This is a genomic window from Paenibacillus sp. G34, from assembly GCF_056856875.1.
This window is the reverse complement of record NZ_CM166469.1, coordinates 3505966-3524362: the sequence shown is the minus strand read 5'-3', so window position 1 is coordinate 3524362 and position 18397 is coordinate 3505966. Positions and strand designations below refer to the sequence as shown.

Annotated in this window: 17 protein-coding genes; 13 read left to right on the top strand and 4 right to left on the bottom strand. The window is 46.2% G+C overall.

The window, feature by feature from the left end:
• Positions 1-70 precede the first annotated feature (70 nt).
• Positions 71-1084 carry a LacI family DNA-binding transcriptional regulator gene (locus tag AC1VYS_RS15870; RefSeq protein ID WP_482910503.1) on the bottom strand — a complete coding sequence of 338 codons (1014 nt, stop codon included), beginning with the start codon at positions 1082-1084 and terminating at the stop codon, positions 71-73.
• A gap of 480 nt (positions 1085-1564) precedes the next feature.
• Here AC1VYS_RS15870 and AC1VYS_RS15865 point away from each other — a divergent pair, with 480 nt between their 5' ends.
• The 4 genes from AC1VYS_RS15865 to AC1VYS_RS15850 all read left to right on the top strand — a co-directional run bounded on the left by AC1VYS_RS15865 (position 1565) and on the right by AC1VYS_RS15850 (position 6120).
• Entirely contained in the window at positions 1565-3355 is a 1791-nt protein-coding gene (locus AC1VYS_RS15865) for an L-fucose isomerase (protein ID WP_482910502.1), read from the top strand.
• Positions 3297-4901: a rhamnulokinase gene (locus tag AC1VYS_RS15860; protein ID WP_482915022.1), complete on the top strand. Its 1605-nt coding sequence runs from the start codon at positions 3297-3299 to the stop codon at positions 4899-4901. The genes AC1VYS_RS15865 and AC1VYS_RS15860 overlap by 59 nt, the downstream gene beginning before the upstream one ends.
• A gap of 16 nt (positions 4902-4917) precedes the next feature.
• Complete coding sequence (locus AC1VYS_RS15855) at positions 4918-5580, top strand: class II aldolase/adducin family protein (RefSeq protein ID WP_482910501.1); 663 nt, start codon at positions 4918-4920, stop codon at positions 5578-5580.
• Between the two features lie 183 nt (positions 5581-5763).
• Positions 5764-6120, top strand: a complete 357-nt coding sequence (locus AC1VYS_RS15850) for a hypothetical protein (RefSeq protein WP_482910500.1) — start codon at positions 5764-5766, stop codon at positions 6118-6120.
• 170 nt (positions 6121-6290) lie between these two features.
• Here the strand turns inward: AC1VYS_RS15850 and AC1VYS_RS15845 are convergent, their stop codons facing one another.
• Positions 6291-6917 carry an FMN-dependent NADH-azoreductase gene (locus AC1VYS_RS15845; protein ID WP_482910499.1) on the bottom strand — a complete coding sequence of 209 codons (627 nt, stop codon included), beginning with the start codon at positions 6915-6917 and terminating at the stop codon, positions 6291-6293.
• Between the two features lie 345 nt (positions 6918-7262).
• Here AC1VYS_RS15845 and AC1VYS_RS15840 point away from each other — a divergent pair, with 345 nt between their 5' ends.
• The 9 genes from AC1VYS_RS15840 to AC1VYS_RS15800 all read left to right on the top strand — a co-directional run bounded on the left by AC1VYS_RS15840 (position 7263) and on the right by AC1VYS_RS15800 (position 15090).
• Positions 7263-8201 carry a sugar-binding transcriptional regulator gene (locus AC1VYS_RS15840; RefSeq protein WP_090924853.1) on the top strand — a complete coding sequence of 313 codons (939 nt, stop codon included), beginning with the start codon at positions 7263-7265 and terminating at the stop codon, positions 8199-8201.
• 308 nt (positions 8202-8509) lie between these two features.
• A complete protein-coding gene (gene deoC, locus AC1VYS_RS15835; protein ID WP_482915021.1) occupies positions 8510-9157 on the top strand; it encodes a deoxyribose-phosphate aldolase in 648 nt (215 codons plus the stop codon).
• Between the two features lie 212 nt (positions 9158-9369).
• On the top strand, positions 9370-10560 hold the full coding sequence (locus AC1VYS_RS15830) for a NupC/NupG family nucleoside CNT transporter (RefSeq protein ID WP_482910498.1): 1191 nt from the start codon (positions 9370-9372) through the stop codon (positions 10558-10560).
• Positions 10561-10596: 36 nt separating this feature from the next.
• Positions 10597-11775: a phosphopentomutase gene (gene deoB / locus AC1VYS_RS15825; protein ID WP_482910497.1), complete on the top strand. Its 1179-nt coding sequence runs from the start codon at positions 10597-10599 to the stop codon at positions 11773-11775.
• 292 nt (positions 11776-12067) lie between these two features.
• Positions 12068-12775 carry a purine-nucleoside phosphorylase gene (gene deoD / locus AC1VYS_RS15820; protein WP_482910496.1) on the top strand — a complete coding sequence of 236 codons (708 nt, stop codon included), beginning with the start codon at positions 12068-12070 and terminating at the stop codon, positions 12773-12775.
• Positions 12776-12867: 92 nt separating this feature from the next.
• Entirely contained in the window at positions 12868-13194 is a 327-nt protein-coding gene (locus AC1VYS_RS15815) for a hypothetical protein (protein ID WP_482934385.1), read from the top strand.
• Between the two features lie 77 nt (positions 13195-13271).
• Positions 13272-13592, top strand: a complete 321-nt coding sequence (locus AC1VYS_RS15810) for a hypothetical protein (RefSeq protein ID WP_482910494.1) — start codon at positions 13272-13274, stop codon at positions 13590-13592.
• Between the two features lie 77 nt (positions 13593-13669).
• Positions 13670-13792 carry a hypothetical protein gene (locus tag AC1VYS_RS15805; RefSeq protein WP_482910493.1) on the top strand — a complete coding sequence of 41 codons (123 nt, stop codon included), beginning with the start codon at positions 13670-13672 and terminating at the stop codon, positions 13790-13792.
• Entirely contained in the window at positions 13789-15090 is a 1302-nt protein-coding gene (locus tag AC1VYS_RS15800; RefSeq protein WP_482910492.1) for a pyrimidine-nucleoside phosphorylase, read from the top strand. Before AC1VYS_RS15805 ends, AC1VYS_RS15800 begins: the two co-directional genes overlap by 4 nt.
• A gap of 878 nt (positions 15091-15968) precedes the next feature.
• Here AC1VYS_RS15800 and AC1VYS_RS15795 read toward each other — a convergent pair.
• Both AC1VYS_RS15795 and AC1VYS_RS15790 read right to left on the bottom strand, forming a co-directional pair.
• Positions 15969-16952: a TIGR03943 family putative permease subunit gene (locus AC1VYS_RS15795; protein WP_482934384.1), complete on the bottom strand. Its 984-nt coding sequence runs from the start codon at positions 16950-16952 to the stop codon at positions 15969-15971.
• A gap of 259 nt (positions 16953-17211) precedes the next feature.
• A complete protein-coding gene (locus AC1VYS_RS15790) occupies positions 17212-18297 on the bottom strand; it encodes a permease (protein WP_482910490.1) in 1086 nt (361 codons plus the stop codon).
• Between the last annotated feature and the right edge of the window lie 100 nt (positions 18298-18397).

Genomic DNA, 18397 nt, shown 5'->3' with positions numbered 1-18397 from the left:
TATTTTAAACAGGATGAACCAGAGAAGCGATCTCCGGAACGTCCTGTTTTTTTGTTTTTATAAGAAGATATCAGGTGGTAGGCGGCGCCGAAGCAGAAGTGCGTATTCGCATCTCGGAAGGCAAAATGATCGTTTCATTGTCAGAAGACAGTTTCCCTTCAATTCGATTTATCAACATCTGCATTCCCTGATATCCGAATTCGTACGCAGGCTGTGCAATAACGGTCAGGAAAGGATCAAAGGCAGAAGCCAGATCAAGGTCATCAAAGCAAACGACAGAGATGTCCTCGGGGACCCTAAGTCCTCGTTTACGCAGCAACCGGATAACCCCAATCGCCAGCATGTTGTTTGCCGCAAAAATAGCAGTAGGCTGCCGTGGCCGAGAGAGCAAACGTTCCAACCCCTCATCGTCACTGAAATCCCGATAGCCTGTACGAAGCACCAGCGAGGGATCAGGAACAATTCCGGCTTCCCGAAGTCCTTCGATATAGCCTTCTTCCCGCAGTCTGGCAGTTGAAACTTCTGAAGATCCATTGACGAGCGCGATATGCTCATGCCCCAGATTAATGAGATAACGCATGAGTTCTATTGCGCCTTCAAGGCTGTCTCCAGCAATTACGTCGGAAGTAATACCCGGCACGGTGCGATCCAAAAACACAAATGGGATGTTTCGAGCCTGCAGCTGCTCAAGATGGGTGAGGGAACGGTCTCCGGCAGGTGCAAAGAGCACACCATCCACCCGAGTTGACAGAACGGCTTCTACATACTCTTTTTCTTTACGATAATCCTCGTCACTATTGCCAAATAAAACGCGGTAACCCCGAAGATGCGCGGCATCTTCAGCACCTCGGGCGAGCGTTGTATAGAAAGGGTTGGTAATGTCGGTGATCAAAAGAGATAACATATGTGTACGTTGTAACACCAGACTTCGTGCATTGGAGTTCGGAATGTAACCCAGTTCATCAATGACCTCTTGCACACGCTCGCGTGTCGCAGCACTGATCCGACCTGTGTGATTAATGACTTTGGAGACTGTCATGGCGGAGACATTCGCTTTTTTGGCTATATCATAGATTGTAATCAATGGAATCGAACCTTTCACAACATAGTCTTTTCATTCTATAGGATAAAGGCAATTGACAGCAAGATTAGTGAATGTTATGTTAGGGTTACCGATAACCCTATATTCTTTATTTAATTCAATTTGATTCAAATTACATGATCATTTTGGTTGAATTCAAATACTTTTTCAGATTATTTCTGGATAATATTGCTACAAGATTGTTTATACACCTCGAAAACACGCCCGTTCTCGTTATTTTTCATGGTTGATCATTGTCTACCAAAGGAGCAGTGAATGACATGTAAGGATGATAACTGAGAGCGGTTTATTTTTTTCAGAACAATGTAAACGTATTCAATATTTCAACAAGTGTGGTTATCGGCAGATGCTTACCCGCTAGTCTGAGTTGATTTCTTTTTCTTTTGCCGCTCATCGTTCAGTCAGCATATTCTCAATTCCACATGCTTTTATTGAAATGCACTAAAAGGAGGACGTTCTCGCATGACTCATCAGGATTATCGTTATCAACAGGCTTTTCCCAAGATTGGTATTCGTCCCACAATAGACGGTAGACGCAAGGGTGTGCGCGAGTCGCTGGAAGAGCAAACGATGCGCATGGCAACGTCGGTAGCTGAATTGATCTCATCCGAACTTCGTTATGCCGATGGTTCCCCGGTTGAATGCGTAGTGGCCGAGACCTGTATTGGTGGCGTCGCCGAAGCAGCGGCCGCTGCTTCGTTGTTCAGCCGGTCTAATGTGGGTGTTACGATTACGGTAACGCCATGCTGGTGTTATGGTACGGAAACGATGGATATGTCACCATCTACTCCAACGGCAATTTGGGGTTTTAACGGCACAGAGCGGCCGGGAGCAGTATACTTGGCTGCCGTGCTCTCTGCACATGCACAGAAGGGCATTCCGGCGTTTGGCATCTACGGTGAAGATGTTCAGGACGGCGGTGACACTACGATTCCAGATGATGTGCGTCACAAACTGCTCCGGTTCAGTCGAGCTGGGCTTGCGGCAGCCACGATGAAAGGGCAGGCGTATCTGTCTATTGGCTCCGTGTCGATGGGCATTGCAGGTTCGATCGTGAATGATTCTTTTTTTCAGGAATATCTGGGCATGCGAAACGAATATGTGGATATGAGCGAATTGACACGGCGTATCGAAGAAGAAATCTATGATCCTGAAGAATACAAGCTGGCTATGGCGTGGGTAAAGGAGAACTGTAGTGAAGGTCCGGATAACAACCCGGAGCATCTTCAGTCTGATCGAAAACGTAAGGACGATGAGTGGGAGACCGTGGTTAAAATGACGCAAATCGTACGGGATCTGATGGCTGGTAATCCGAAGCTTGCTGCACTTGGATATGAAGAAGAGGCCATGGGACATCATGCCATTGTATCCGGTTTCCAAGGCCAGCGGCAATGGACGGATCATGCGCCTAATGGAGATTTTCTGGAGTCCATATTGAACTCTACGTTTGACTGGAACGGCAAGCGTGCACCCTATCTAGTGGCTACGGAGAATGACAGTCTAAACGGTGTGTCGATGTTGTTTGGGTCTCTACTCACACATACGGCTCAGATTTTCGCAGACGTACGCACGTATTGGAGCCCTGATTCAGTGAAGCGGGTGACTGGACATCAACTGGAGGGACACGCTGCAGCGGGCATTTTACATTTGATCAACTCCGGTTCTGCTGCCCTCGATGGAACGGGGGAGCAATCGAAAGATGGCAAGCCTGTTCTCAAACCTTTTTGGGATATCACGGATGAAGAAGTGCAGCATTGCTTGAAAGCAACCTCATGGAGACCCGCTTCCGTTGAATATTTCCGCGGAGGAGGATACTCGGCTGACTTTCTGACCAAGGGCGGTATGCCTGTGACCATGACCCGTTTGAATTTAGTTAAAGGATTGGGACCGGTGCTGCAGATTGCTCAAGGTTATACGGTGGATCTGCCAGAGAATGTTCATGACACGCTGGATCAGCGGACCGATCCAACATGGCCTTCGACCTGGTTTGCTCCAATTCTCACAGGCTCAGGAGCGTTCACTTCGGTGTATGAGGTGATGAATCAATGGGGAGCGAACCATGGTTCAATCTCGTATGGACACATTGGTGCCGATTTGATTACGTTGGCATCAATGCTGCGCATACCCGTTAATATGCACAATGTACCTGAGAAAGATATTTTCCGTCCGCGGGCATGGGGATTGTTTGGCACAAGTGAGCCGGAGAGTGCCGATTATCGTGCTTGCAGCGTATTTGGACCGTTGTATCGTTGAGACGCTGAGTGAAGGAGGCTGTCACATGGGGAATCAGGCTGCACATGTACTTGCTGCTGATTTCGGTGCCGGTAGCGGCCGAGTTGTTCGGGGGTCGCTAGACGGGAACAGACTGATGCTACATGAGGTTCATCGCTTTCCCAATGACCCGGTTCAGCTTCGGGATGAATTGCACTGGGATTTCCTTCGTTTATTCCACGAGTTAAAACAAGGGATACGCAAAGGTACTGAAGGCATATCAGCACAGGTGCGTTCCATTGCGGTGGATACCTGGGGCGTCGATTACGGACTGATTGACGGTGCGGGAAGATTACGCAGAAATCCGCGACATTATCGAGATGCACGTCATGCGAAATCCATGAACGATGTGCTTCAGATGGTCAGTGGACAAGAGCTATATGCGATGTCAGGTGTGCTACCTCAGCAGATTAATACGATATTTCAGTTATTCGGTGAACTTCAAGACAGTGGGATCAATTCAAAAGATAGTACAATGAATCCTGATACTGACACACGTCTATTATTCATGCCGGATCTGTTTCACTATTATCTGTCCGGTGAACAAGCATGTGAGTATACGATAGCAAGCACAAGTGGTTTGCTTCATAGCGGGGAATCCAGATGGAATGAATCGTTAATGACTCGCCTGGGGCTACCTGCATCATTATTTCCACGCCTAGTTCAACCAGGTACTGTGCTTGGTCATTTGACCGATGACCTGGTTCGAGAATTGCACACTGGTCCCATGCAAGTCGTATCCGTTGGTTCACATGATACGGCTTCAGCACTGGCGGCGATTCCGGCGACTGGAACGGACTTTGCTTTTATCAGCTGCGGAACATGGTCTCTTATGGGAATGGAGCGCGAAACTCCTGTATTGAGTGATCTGAGCCGTGAGCTTGGTTTTACGAATGAAGGAACCGTTAATGGTAAGGTGAGAACGCTGAAAAATCGTTCAGGTCTGTGGTTGCTTCAGGAGTGTAAACGCCAGTGGGAACGGGAAAATCAATTCTATTCCCATGAAGAATTAATCCAGCTTGCTGCATCAGCACGTCCGCATCAATCGTTGGTATCGCCGGGAGACGATGTTTTTATGAGCCCAGGTGATATGCCTAAACGAATCAGGCAATATTGCGAGCGCACTTTCCAACCTGTTCCCGAAACCGTTGGAGCCATCGTTCGCTGTATACTGGAAAGTCTGGCCATGGAATTTCGGCAGACGCTCGATGAACTTGAACAGATTACGGGCATAAGACCTCCTATCCTTCATATGGTTGGCGGTGGTGTGCACAATCGCCTGCTCTGTCAGTTTACGGCTAACGCTACAGGTCTTCCGGTGATTGCAGGACCCGTTGAGGCATCTTCGGCTGGCAATTGCCTGCTTCAGTACGTAGCTCTTGGCGAAGTAGGTGGTTTGTCCGAAATTCGTGACATTGTTTCGGCTTCTTTTGAACCGGAGATGTATACGCCTCAAGAGTCAGATCGCTGGCAAGAAGCTTATGGCAAGTACAGACAACTAAATCGATTGAAACAACAGCAGCAATAAAGGAGCGGGAGAAAACATGTCTGAACAGCAGATTAGAGAAGAACTAACCAAATATGCCCGTAAGGCGGTAGCCCAAGGGCTTGTTGTTGGGCCGGGAGGCAACATTAGCGCACGCTCGGGTGGCACGATGCTTTTATCTCCAAGCGGCTTCGCTCTGGAGGAACTTGAACCGGATGAATGGATCGCTATAGATATTGAGACTGGTGAGACAGAAGCGGGAGCCAGCCGGCCTTCGTCTGAAGTGCTCATGCATCTGTTCAGTTATCGTGCTAACCCGGATATTCAAGCAATTGTGCATACGCACCCGGCGTATACGATAGCCCTCAGTCTAGTTTTTGACCATCTTCCCCATCTCTTCCCGGATCAGTCTGCCTTGGTTGGAGATATCGGATTTGTGCCTTATGTGTTACCAACGACGAAGCTTCTTGCCGATGCGGTGGCTGCCAAGGTGAGCGAACATTCTGCGCTTATTCTGGTCAATCACGGACTGGTAACGACAGGTAAAAATCTGCGAGAAGCCTATTACCGTACACAAGTGGTAGAGGAAAGTGCCAAGGTGTATATGATTGCCAAGGCCGCAGGTGAACCTAAAATTTTGACTGCTGCAGAATATAAAGAGATTCAATCCCTTGAGAGCGAAGCTTATCGAGTCCAGCTATTACAACAACTTAAATCCTGATTTAACATGCAGGTCACAGAAGGCTAATCAATGCAGATGTAGGGAGACATTAAAGGATATGAGGGTCGTCAAAATGTGACAGGAGTCAGGCGGATGTTTACCTTTTTCTCGACAACTATTGCATTACCTGAAATACCGAGTATAATACTGGGTAAATAGAACGAAAAGGGGATGCAATAAACGATGAAAACATATGCTGAATTGAACTCTCTTCTTGTTGACGATTATCTGGATCTCCTGAACATTGCAAAACAACTTGGTGATGAGGAATGGAAAGACGCTATTCTGCAAGCATTGAAAGAAGAAGTCGATGCCAATCATCACATGGATTCGACCGAAGTTCGGCAGGATCTCTGGAATCAGTTTGAAGACATTAACGAGCAGATGCACGAACTGCTGTTGCAATTGAAACAAGCCGATCACCCGGAAGAGAAAGAACAGATTATCGAGATGATCTGGGGGCTGAAGATAGACCGCCATGCGATTACTCGCAAGCTTGAAACGATGAGCCGTGCCAGTGCCGGGGCGCACAAAGGCTGAGCATAAATAAAAGTTTTGATAACACGGTTATACTGTACCGATTTACATGGAAAACCCGCACCACCACTGGAGTTGTACTCCAAGGGCTGGAATGCGGGTTTTATTTATTACTTAACACACGGAAAACAAAAATTTTTAGTTCCTTTTATGGCCGTTTGCCCTGAAACACCTTAGAATTGTTTGGCAAAACGCTGTGCTTCTTCAATACCTTTTTGTTTAATTTCCTCGGCACGATCTTTAAACTGGTTATGCCCTTCGACAAAGATACCATCCAGCTTCGGCACGCCCAGGAATGACATGATAATGCCCAAATAACGATGTCCCGATTCCATCTGAGCCGCAGGTCCTTCTGAGTAGATACCGCCTCGCGCTTGAATGTGCAACGCTTTTTTATCCGTCAGAAGTCCTACAGGGCCTTGCTCCGTATATCGGAACGTTTTGCCTGCTACACAGATGGAGTCGATATACGCTTTAAGTACAGGAGGGAAGGAGAAGTTCCACAGGGGTGAAACGAATACATACTTATCTGCATTCGCGAACTGGTCAGATAGTTCATTGAGCCGTTGCACTTTGGACTGTTCTTCAGCGCTCAGGTCGCCTCCAGTTTGCAACTTACCCCATCCACTGAATACATCCGCATCGATATGTGGAATATTGGAACGGTACAGATCCAGATGAATGACCTCGTCAGAGGCATGACTTTCTTTGTACGCATCAATAAACGCTTTGCCGGCAGCCATACTGAACGAGGTTTGATGATCATGGGGGTGGGCAGTAATATACAATAAAGTAGCCATAACTTGTGTCCTCACTTTCCAATGTGGGTTGATTTTGAGTTTGTTTTTCTCGAAACAGCTCCAGTGACTGGAGTAGTATGATGTGTAGTGTTTATTTTTATTCGTAAGTCGGGGCAAAAGACGGGTAAAGTTAGTCATTGAGATAGTGAAGGCGGTGTGTACTCCGACTTTTGGCAAAATATAGTGATGGAAACTTTAATATATGTATAATATATAAGGACAAGTATTGTAGCGGAATGAGCTTTGTGCGTACAAGTTCAGCCAGCTATATACCGGAAATTGAGGTTAAACGTTTTATTTTATTTTCCAACGATAATAAGATGAGTGAGATGAATGCACATGGGAATGGACTTGGAGAAACAGCGTTTAAGCATTGAAGCGGCAAAATTGTATTATCAGTCCGATTACAGTCAGCAGGATATTGCCTCAAGACTGGGTGTATCACGTCCTACCGTATCGAGACTTCTTCAATATGCCAAAGACCGAGGGTACGTGCGCATTGAAATTATGGACCCGCTGGAGGATATTGATATTATCGGCGGGGAACTGAAAGCCAAATACAATTTGGAGACGGCACTGGTATGCTTCGCACCTTTGAAGAGTGATGAGGAGATTCAGAAGCATATAAGCAAGAGAGCCGCTGATTATTTGCAGGACACCGTGCAGGATGCGGACATTATCGGTGTGACATGGGGAACAACCATGCATGCGGTCGCACGTCAACTCAGACCCAAGCAGGTGAAGGGCGTAGAAGTGGTACAGCTTAAAGGGGGCGTAAGTCACTCCCATATAAATACCTATGCCGCGGATATTGTTCATCTGTTTGCGGAAGCGTTCCATACGGTTCCCAGGTATCTGCCGCTTCCGGTGATCTTCGATAATATTGAAGTGAAAAAAATGGTCGAGGCCGACCGTCACATTGGACGCATTGTCGAGCTGGGAAGACAGGCGAACATTGCCATATTTACGGTAGGAACCGTGAAAGAGGATGCACTTCTGTTCAAGCTGGGATATTTTAACGAACAAGAACAGGAGCTTCTGATGAAGTCCGGAGCGGGTGACATTTGTTCACGTTTTTTTGATGCGGAAGGGCACTTGATCAGTGAGGAGATTAACAGCAGGACGGTCGGGATTGATTTGGCTGAATTAAGAAATAAGGAGAAATCCATTCTCGTCGCTGGCGGCGGGCGCAAAATTGAAGCGATTCATGCGGCTCTGAAAGGCCAGTATGCCAACATTTTGGTTACGGATCAATACACAGCGCAGGCATTGCTTCGTTTATAGGAAAGCGAATAAAAGGCTCGCTCATGTGGCGAATACTCTTGTCACTTACCCAACTCCATATGTAGTTCAACAGTGACAACATCTGCCATGACATCCGGGCGGATGTTTTACTATGTAAGGCGGAAAATAAACACGAAACAAGTAATATTTCCTCATGGTGTAACAGAAAGTTCACCTTTCGGTTCACAAATGATGAATGAACGAATGTTCAAGTTGATTTTTACATATGTTCATGATAGGGTAAGGATATAAGTTCACTAGTTCAGATAAGGGAGAGATTTCAATTGACTACACCACAATTAGCCAAAATGATCGACCACACGCTGCTTCGTGCAGACGCAACTCGTAACGAGCTTACCAAGCTGACGGAAGAAGCGAAGCAGTACCAATTTGCATCGGTATGTGTGAATCCGGGCTGGGTATCTTACGCTGCAGAGCAACTTCAAGGCACTGGCGTAGATATCTGTACAGTTATTGGTTTCCCTCTGGGAGCATCAACTTCCGAAACAAAGGCATTTGAAACGAAAGATGCCATCGCCAAAGGTGCAACAGAAGTGGATATGGTCATCAATATTGGCGCTCTAAAAGACGGCAAAGATGATGTTGTAGAGCAGGACATTCGTGCAGTTGTTGAAGCAGCAGCAGGCACATTGGTGAAAGTAATTATTGAAACTTGTCTGTTGACAGATGGTGAAAAAGTACGTGCTTGTCAAGCGGCTGTCAGAGCCGGAGCAGATTTTGTGAAAACATCAACTGGTTTCTCCACAGGTGGGGCAACTCCGGAAGATATCGCTCTGATGCGCCGTACTGTTGGTCCCGACGTAGGTGTGAAAGCATCCGGCGGCGTGCGCAGTCTGGAAGATATGCAGAAAATGATTGAAGCAGGGGCAACTCGAATCGGAGCAAGCTCTGGCGTGAAAATCATGCAAGGCGGCCAGTCCACTTCTTCTTACTAAAATGAGTTATTCTCCTGAACTCTGTTGAAAGGATGACAGGGTTCAGGGATTTTTCACACGTGCTATAAGCTGCTATTTATTTTTAAACCCGATTTGTAAGCGCTTTATAAATGTTTCTGAAAATTACATGGTCCCAAACGTTTAAATGTAAGATTCAATGCCCTTTGAGCTGTTTATACAACGGGATTAACGACCTTCAAAGGAGAGATTACATGAAATACCTTATTGCCATTCTTGGCTTACTCGTTGTTTTTGGACTGGCTTATATCGCCAGTAACGGCAAGAAACAGATTCGATATCGTCCGCTTGCGGTAATGATTGTTTTACAGATTGTGCTGGCCTACGCTTTGCTGAATACGGGAGTGGGAACCTGGCTGATTGGCGGATTTGCTACCATATTTAAAAGCTTGCTTGAGTACGCGAATGAAGGGATTGCCTTTGTCTTTGGTGGATTAACGTTAGTCGAGGATGCAAATAAAGGAGTTCCTTTCTTCCTCAACGTACTTATGCCGATTGTGGTCATCTCTGCCTTGATTGGGATATTGCAGTATATCCGAATCTTACCTTTTGTTATAAAATATATTGGTCTGGTATTAAGCAAAGTCAACGGAATGGGCAAACTGGAATCATATAACGCGGTTGCTTCGGCTATTCTGGGGCAATCTGAAGTGTTCATATCGGTGAAAAAACAAATTGGTTTATTGCCGAAACATCGGCTGTACACCTTGTGTGCCTCGGCCATGTCCACGGTATCGATGTCCATTGTCGGTGCCTATATGTCGATGATTGATCCGAAATATGTGGTGACAGCGCTGGTGCTTAACCTTTTTGGTGGTTTTATCATTGCTTCTATTGTGAATCCATATCGGGTTACAGATGAAGAAGATATATTGGAAGTGCAGGAAGAAGAGAAACAATCGTTCTTCGAAATGCTGGGTGAGTATATTCTGGATGGTTTCAAGGTGGCTATTATTGTAGCAGCGATGCTGATTGGTTTTGTTGCCCTGATCGCCTTGATTAATGGAATATTCAGCTCAGTGATCGGTATTTCGTTCCAGGAACTGCTTGGTTATGTGTTTGCACCTTTTGCCTTTATTATGGGTGTCCCTTGGAAAGAAGCGATTCAGGCAGGAAGTATCATGGCTACCAAAATGGTGTCCAACGAATTCGTAGCGATGCTGGATCTGAGCAAACAGACCGCCTTGTCTGCCAGAACAACAGGTATCGTATCCGTCTTCCTCGTATCCTTCGCCAACTTCTCTTCCATCGGTATTATTGCCGGTGCGGTGAAGGGACTTCATGAGAAACAGGGCAATGTGGTGGCCCGCTTCGGTCTGAAGCTGCTTTACGGTGCATCGCTGGTCAGCGTGCTGTCCGCGATCATCACTGGACTGTTTTTGTAAGTCGGAATATTGGAAGCTGGAAGGAGTGCTTAAGTTATGTCAACATTCAAAAGAGTACATCTGATTGTTATGGATTCTGTAGGAATCGGCGAAGCGCCGGATGCAGCAGAATTTGATGATTTTGACGTCGATACGTTGGGTCATATTGCACGTGAACGTGGAGGTCTGAACATGCCGAATATGGCCAGTCTCGGACTGTCCAACATTGAACAAATTCAGGGTATCCCTGTTGCGGATAAACCTAAAGCGTACTACACCAAAATGCAGGAAGCTTCCCGTGGTAAAGACACGATGACAGGTCACTGGGAGATCATGGGCCTTTACATTGATACACCTTTCCGTGTGTTCGAGAACGGCTTCCCGGATGAACTGATTCAGCGCATCGAAGAGAAGACAGGTCGTAAAGTCATTGGTAACAAACCAGCCAGCGGCACAGAAATTTTGGATGAACTGGGTGCGGAGCATGTAGAAACAGGCGCGCTGATCGTTTACACGTCAGCTGACTCTGTCCTGCAAATTGCAGCCCATGAAGATATTGTTCCTTTGAAAGAACTGTATGAGATCTGTGAATTCTGTCGTGAAATCACGCTTGAAGATCCGTATATGCTGGGACGTATTATTGCCCGCCCGTTCGTAGGTGAAGCGGGGAATTGGAAACGTACGGCGAACCGTCATGACTACGCGCTCAAACCATTTGGCCGCACGGTGATGAATGAGTTAAAAGATGGCGGTCTGGATGTAATTGCTTTGGGTAAAATTGCGGATATTTACGATGGTGAAGGGGTAACGAAGTCCGTTCGTACGGTTTCCAATATGGATGGGATGGACAAGTTGTCTGAGACATTGGACGAAGAGTTTACTGGACTCAGTTTCCTGAACCTGGTTGATTTTGATGCATTATACGGTCACCGCCGTGATCCGCAAGGTTATGCGCAAGCCCTTGAAGATTATGATGCTCGTTTGCCTGAGATTTTTGCGAAAATGACAAACGATGATCTGCTACTAATCACAGCCGACCATGGTAACGATCCAACCTACCGCGGCACAGATCATACACGTGAATATGTACCACTCCTGGCATACTCCCCGCGTTTCAGCGAGGGTAAAAAGCTTGAACTGCGTAGCACGTTTGCCGATCTTGGTGCAACCGTGGCAGATAACTTTGGTGTGAAATTACCGGAGTATGGCAAAAGCTTCTTGAATGAGTTGAAGTAAACTGCGTTTAAGTGCGGATTTATTAAACAGGCGTTTTAAATAGTATCTTGTGGCAGAGAGGGCATCTCAGATGGTTGGGGTGATCCTGAACCTGCCACCTCTGCCGAGATACGAAGCACTGTGTCATGATGCCGAATTCGAGGTAGAGGTTAGGATTTGGATCACCGCAGTGGCATAAGCTACTCTAACGTTTATTGAACTCAACAAAACTCGACATCAACAAGAATCGACATCAAGAATTCAAGATCATCTTAATCGTATTAAATATCATCTATATCGGAGGAGATTACACATGAGTACACATATCGGAGCAAAACCAGGAGATATCGCAGAAACAATCCTTCTGCCAGGAGATCCACTACGCGCGAAATACATTGCTGACACGTATTTGGAAGACGTTGTTTGTTACAACGAAGTTCGTGGCATGCTCGGTTTCACAGGTACATATCAAGGTCACCGGATTTCGGTGCAAGGTTCAGGTATGGGGATTCCATCATTCGCAATTTATGCGAATGAGCTGATCAGCGAATATGGCGTGAAAAACTTGATTCGTGTAGGTACTTGCGGCGGAATGCAGGAGCATGTGCGTGTACGTGATGTGATCCTTGCTCAAGCAGCTTGTACGGATTCCAGCATGAACAAGCATGTTTTCGGTGGATACGATTTCTCACCAATTGCGACGTTCTCGTTGTTGAAGGAAGCCTATGACCGTGCAACGGCTAAAGGCATGAATATCCACGTAGGTAACGTGTTTAGCTCCGATTCCTTCTATCGTGATGACCGTTCCGTGACAGAGAAATTGATGAAACACGGCGTGCTTGGTGTAGAGATGGAAACAACAGCACTGTATACGATTGCTGCGAAGTTCGGTGTGAATGCTTTGACAATCCTAACGGTAAGTGATCACTTGCTGACAGGTGAAGAAACTTCTGCTGAAGAGCGCCAAAAAACATTTAACGACATGATGGTTGTGGCGTTGGATACAGCAATTACACTGTAAACCTATCGAAACTGGTGTTGAAGCATGGAGTGGAGGAACCGGAATCGATTCTGAAGAAGCGAAGCGTGCGCCTTTGTCTCCGAATTTTAACCATGGAAATGGTGATTCAGAGAAATTTGGAGACAACAGCGATCGTAAGAACGATCCGGGACCGGAACGGCTCCAGCTCAACGGTATACATTACACAATCCCTAATGGATTGTATCGAAACTGGTGTTGAAGCATGGAGTAAAGGAACCGGAATCGATTCTGAAGAAGCGAAGCGTGCGCCTTTGTCTCCGAATTTTAACCATGGAAATGGTGATTCAGGGAAATATGGAGACAACAGCGATCGAAAGAACGATCCGGGGCCGGAACGGCTCCAGCTCAATGGTATACATTACACAATCCCTAATGGATTGTATCGAAACTGGTGTTGAAGCGTGGAGTGGAGGAACCGGAATCGATTCTGAAGAAGCGAAGCGTGCGCCTTTGTCTCCGAATTTTAACCATGGAAATGGTGATTCAAAGAAATGTGGAGACAACAGCGATCGAAAGAACGATCCGGGACCGGAACGGCTCCAGCTCAACGGTATACATTACACAATCCCTAATGGATTGTATCGAAACTGGTGTTGAAGCATGGAGTAAAGGAACCGGAATCGATTCTGGAGAAGCGAAGCGTGCGCCTTTGTCTCCGAATTTTAACCATGGAAATGGTGATTCAGGGAAATATGGAGACAACAGCGATCGAAAGAACGATCCGGGGCCGGAACGGCTCCAGCTCAATGGTATATATTACACAATCCCTAATGGATTGTATCGAAACTGGTGTTGAAGCGTGGAGTGGAGGAACCGGAATCGATTCTGAAGAAGCGAAGCGTGCGCCTTTGTCTCCGAATTTTAACCATGGAAATGGTGATTCAAAGAAATGTGGAGACAACAGCGATCGAAAGAACGATCCGGGGCCGGAACGGCTCCAGCTCAACACGTGTTCTGTACATTCAATTAATTTTACACAAGGAGAGATTATCATGAGAATGGTAGACATAATTGCCAAAAAACGTGACGGAAAAGAACTGACAACAGCGGAGATCGATTTCGTTGTTCAAGGATATACACAAGGGGAAATTCCGGATTATCAAGTTAGCGCTTGGGCGATGGCTGTCTTTTTCAAAGATATGACGGATAAGGAACGTGCAGATCTGACCATGTCAATGGTAAACTCGGGCGAAACAATCGACCTTTCTGCTATCGAAGGGGTTAAGGTAGATAAACACTCCACAGGAGGCGTGGGTGACACAACTACCTTGGTACTTGCACCACTCGTAGCTGCACTCGATGTACCTGTGGCGAAGATGTCTGGTCGTGGTCTGGGACACACGGGCGGTACGACGGACAAGCTGGAATCCGTTGCAGGCTTCCACGTTGAGCTGGAAAAAGAAGAGTTTATTCGTCTCGTAAACGAGCACAAGGTTGCGGTTATCGGCCAAAGCGGCAACCTTACGCCTGCGGACAAAAAGCTGTATGCGCTGCGTGACGTAACGGCAACGGTAAACTCAATCCCATTGATTGCAAGCTCCATCATGAGCAAAAAAATCGCAGCAGGCGCAGATGCGATCGTACTGGACGTAAAAACAGGCGCAGGTGCGTTTATGAAAACAACAGAAGATGCTAAAGAGTTGGCACACGCCATGGTTAGCATTGGTAACAATGTTGGACGTAAAACGATGGCGGTTATCTCCGACATGTCCCAACCACTAGGACTTGCCATCGGTAACGCTCTGGAAGTCAAAGAAGCGATTCTTACGCTACAAGGTAAAGGTCCGAAAGATCTGGAAGAACTGTGCTTGGCACTGGGACGTCAAATGGTGTACCTCGCAGGTAAAGCAGATTCACTGGAGCAAGCGGAAGAAAAACTCAAAGAAGTGATCCAGAACGGTAAAGCGCTAGAGAAATTCAAACATTTTTTAGCGAACCAAGGCGGAGATGCTTCCGTTGTAGATCATCCAGACCGCTTGCCACAAGCACAATATCTGATCGAGGTTCCAGCAGATCGCGACGGCTATGTAGCTGGAATCGTTGCGGATGAGATCGGAACGGCTGCCATGCTGCTTGGTGCAGGTCGTGCAACAAAAGAGTCTGAGATCGATCTGGCGGTTGGTTTGATGCTCAATAAAAAAGTAGGAGACCCGGTGAAAGCTGGCGAATCTTTAGTAACCATCCATGCGAATCGTGAAGACGTTGATGCCGTAATTGCGAAAATCAAGGAAAACATTACGATTGCGGATCATGCCGATGCACCTGTATTGGTTCATGATATCGTAACGGAGTAAAAGGATACGCTGGGTAGACAAGCGGGATCGATAAGCAGGGTAACGATTCACTCATGACTTACCTGCTGATTGCAGTCGGCTAGACTACCACAAAACTGTCGTGAGATCCCTTATTGGCACACATTTTAGATACACACTTGTAAACATACAGGTGAACATTATAAAGAAAAAAGACGGAGCAGATATAATCTGCCCGTCTTTTTTTGTTCGGAGATGAAGTGCACGTAAACTTGAATATACGGCTGAGCACACAATGCGACAAACCTCAGTCCAATGTTCTGGTTCTCTAATGAACCGTGAAAGTGCTACGTCGGCGCTCTTCGTTAGTTAAAAACGTTATGATCATCGTGATGATCATCACCAGCTTGCTACTAACTTGTGTCCAATATGGAGAGTGTGAAACGATCCAATGAGATTAATTTTCTAACGATCACCAGGAACGCTATTTGGGCTATTTTCCGCGTTTAAATATTCTAACGATCTCAGGAAACCTTATTTTAGGATTTTGATGTGAAAAAGGACATTTTCTTGTGTTTTCGGTGAAATAAGCTCTCTGGTGATCGTTAGAATTTCAAATAGCCTATTTTCACCTAAATAAGCTCATCTGAGATCGTTAGAATCCTGGAGCGGACAATACATACCAAAGTTACAACTGCACCTTTACTACTTATGGTGTTTCCTAAACAACTTATAGTGTTCCCTAAGTTACTTACAGTGTTTCTAAGTTACTCATGTTGTTTAAGTTACTCATGTTGTTACCTAAGTAACTTACGGTGTTTCTAAGTTACTCATGTTGTTCCCTAAGTTACTCATGTTGTCTCTACTACTCCTAGTCTTATCTCGCATATCAGATTGTTCCTCCTCAGACTCATGTTCTCTCACTTCTGCCCGCTCATAATCTTATCATATGCCGTTACAGAATCTGCGCTGGTATAAATGTATGGAGAAGCTGGCTGATTGATCGGTGTTACGGACGTTGCCTGAATTTCCATCGTATCTCTACCGTCGACTTGCGCCGAGCCAATGGTACCGCGAATCTGTACCCAACTGTCCTTCTCAAACTTGTTGGCATCTGGAATATGAATCATCACGCCAAAAGGAGCCGCATCTGCTGGGCAACACATCACGAGAAAACGTCCTAATGCAAAATGAGATGTATGCTCCATGTTATCGTCCCGGTAAACAAATCCGGTCAGCATAATCTCTTTGCCTGTGAACTGGCGCTGGAACATATCAATGGTGCCGAGGGTTTCCGAGAATATCTCCGGATGCACCTGAATGACAGGTTCTACGTATAACTTTTCTGCCAGCTCCGCGAATTCGCGGCTATACTCGTCAGGCGGCACAAACTGCACACTGGCAGATACTTCGGATAACTTGTCATTTAGCTGTTTTGTACCTTGCGTGACCGTGTAATCTTGTACGCTCAACCTAGCAACCGCATCTGGTAACGGGTCTTTACGCCTTATTTCAGGCGGAGCATACGTTAGGGACATGCCTTTCTGACTGGCCATCGAACTACCCAAAGCTTGATCTGGGAGCAGAAATCCAAGTAATAATGGTAAAGCAATCAAACCATAGACCATTGAGCTGCGGAAAAGCCCAGAAGGAGGAGGATGCTCACAATCACAGTCGAATTCATTTCGACCAAAAAGAGCATGCCAAGCCATAATTACAGCTATAAACAGGAGTGGAACTGCACAACCTAGAAGCAACTTTTGCATCGTAGGAGCCAGATAATAGTGGAGGGAGTTGCTGGATTTGAGGTGCATAATATACACAGCCAGACTGCCAATCCAACCTGCACGAATGAGGGTATGCCACTGAACGACAATCCTTTTTGAAAAAAAGTTCTTGTTCATCGCATGATTTGCGTGAGCCATGACTTGCACTCCTTTCTCATGTAAATCATTCAACATTCATGAAACCTCTGCCGGAAAAATAGTTAATACCATTAATCATTAATAGCATTCATCAGTAACGGAATTAATCGAATGCACTTTTCATTATCATCGATCTGTTCAAAACTCATTAGTTTGATATAGAAGTTGAACATGGATTGGCTCAATAACGGAAAGGGCCGAAACAAATGAAGAAGCGAAGCTTTTCCCAGTACCATCTTCATCCAAAGAAGTTCACCAGCCATGACCCGGCAAAAACCAAAACGATAATCGCCAGACTTAAGCCAATGACAAAGCGTGTGCGGAAGGTGGAGAGTAACATAAGCGTGCTTTTGAAATCCAACATCGGGCCGAGCACAAGGAAGGAAATCAGCGGACCCAAAGCAAACGTATGTGAGAAGGCTGACGCAACAAAAGCATCCGATGTAGAACATAAGGACAGCACATATGCAAAACCCATCATAAACACATACGATGCAACCGGGCCGTTTCCGAGCGCGATCAGATCACTGCGACTCACGAACGTCTGAATACACGCTGTAATCAACGCACCAATGACCAGGTATTTGCTCATATCGACAAACTCGTCCCCAGCGTGGATGAAAAAGCTGCGCCAGTCCTTCTTATGAGAGTGATGATGGTCATGGGTGCCTCCATGCGAGTGAGCGTGGACATCTGAATGTGTATGTGTTGGTTTATGAGAATGAGGTGAGGAAGCCATTTTAAACCCAGGATGTGTTTTTACTTCGGTCACGACCGCTTTGGGTATGCGCAGAGGGTTACGTTTCACAAAAACATATACAAGCCCGCCAACGGCAGCCGCCACAGCAAAAGCCAGCCCCATACGAGCGATGGTGATCTCTGGATGACTAGGAAATGCCATTAGAGTTGCTGTAAACACAATCGGATTGACGACAGGGCCGCTTAAAATAAACGTCACCGCAATATATGCAGGCATGCCTTTATGCATAAGCCGCCGTACAACCGGAATCATTCCGCATTCACAGATGGGAAAAATAATACCTAGCAGCCCCGCCACTAGTACGCCGCCAGCGGGATGTTTGGGTGTGAGTCTTCGCACCATCTCTTCGGATACGAACCACTGCATAAGAGAGGATAAGAACACCCCCATGAGAAGAAAGGGGGCTGCCTCCAGAAAAATACTCACAAATACCGTTTTTATATTTTGCAACGCTTCGCTATTCCAGACCTTATTGAGATCCGGGGCAAACGCAATAATAACCGGAACCAGAAAAGCACAGGGAACCAGAAAGGTGAGAAATTTCAAACTGGCTGCGATTCTCATGAATAGACCTCCATTACTAGAACTTTGCTAGAATATATGCTTGTACTCGCTGCAACATACATCGATTTAGTCAGTTAATCAGTGGAATTACGATTAAAGT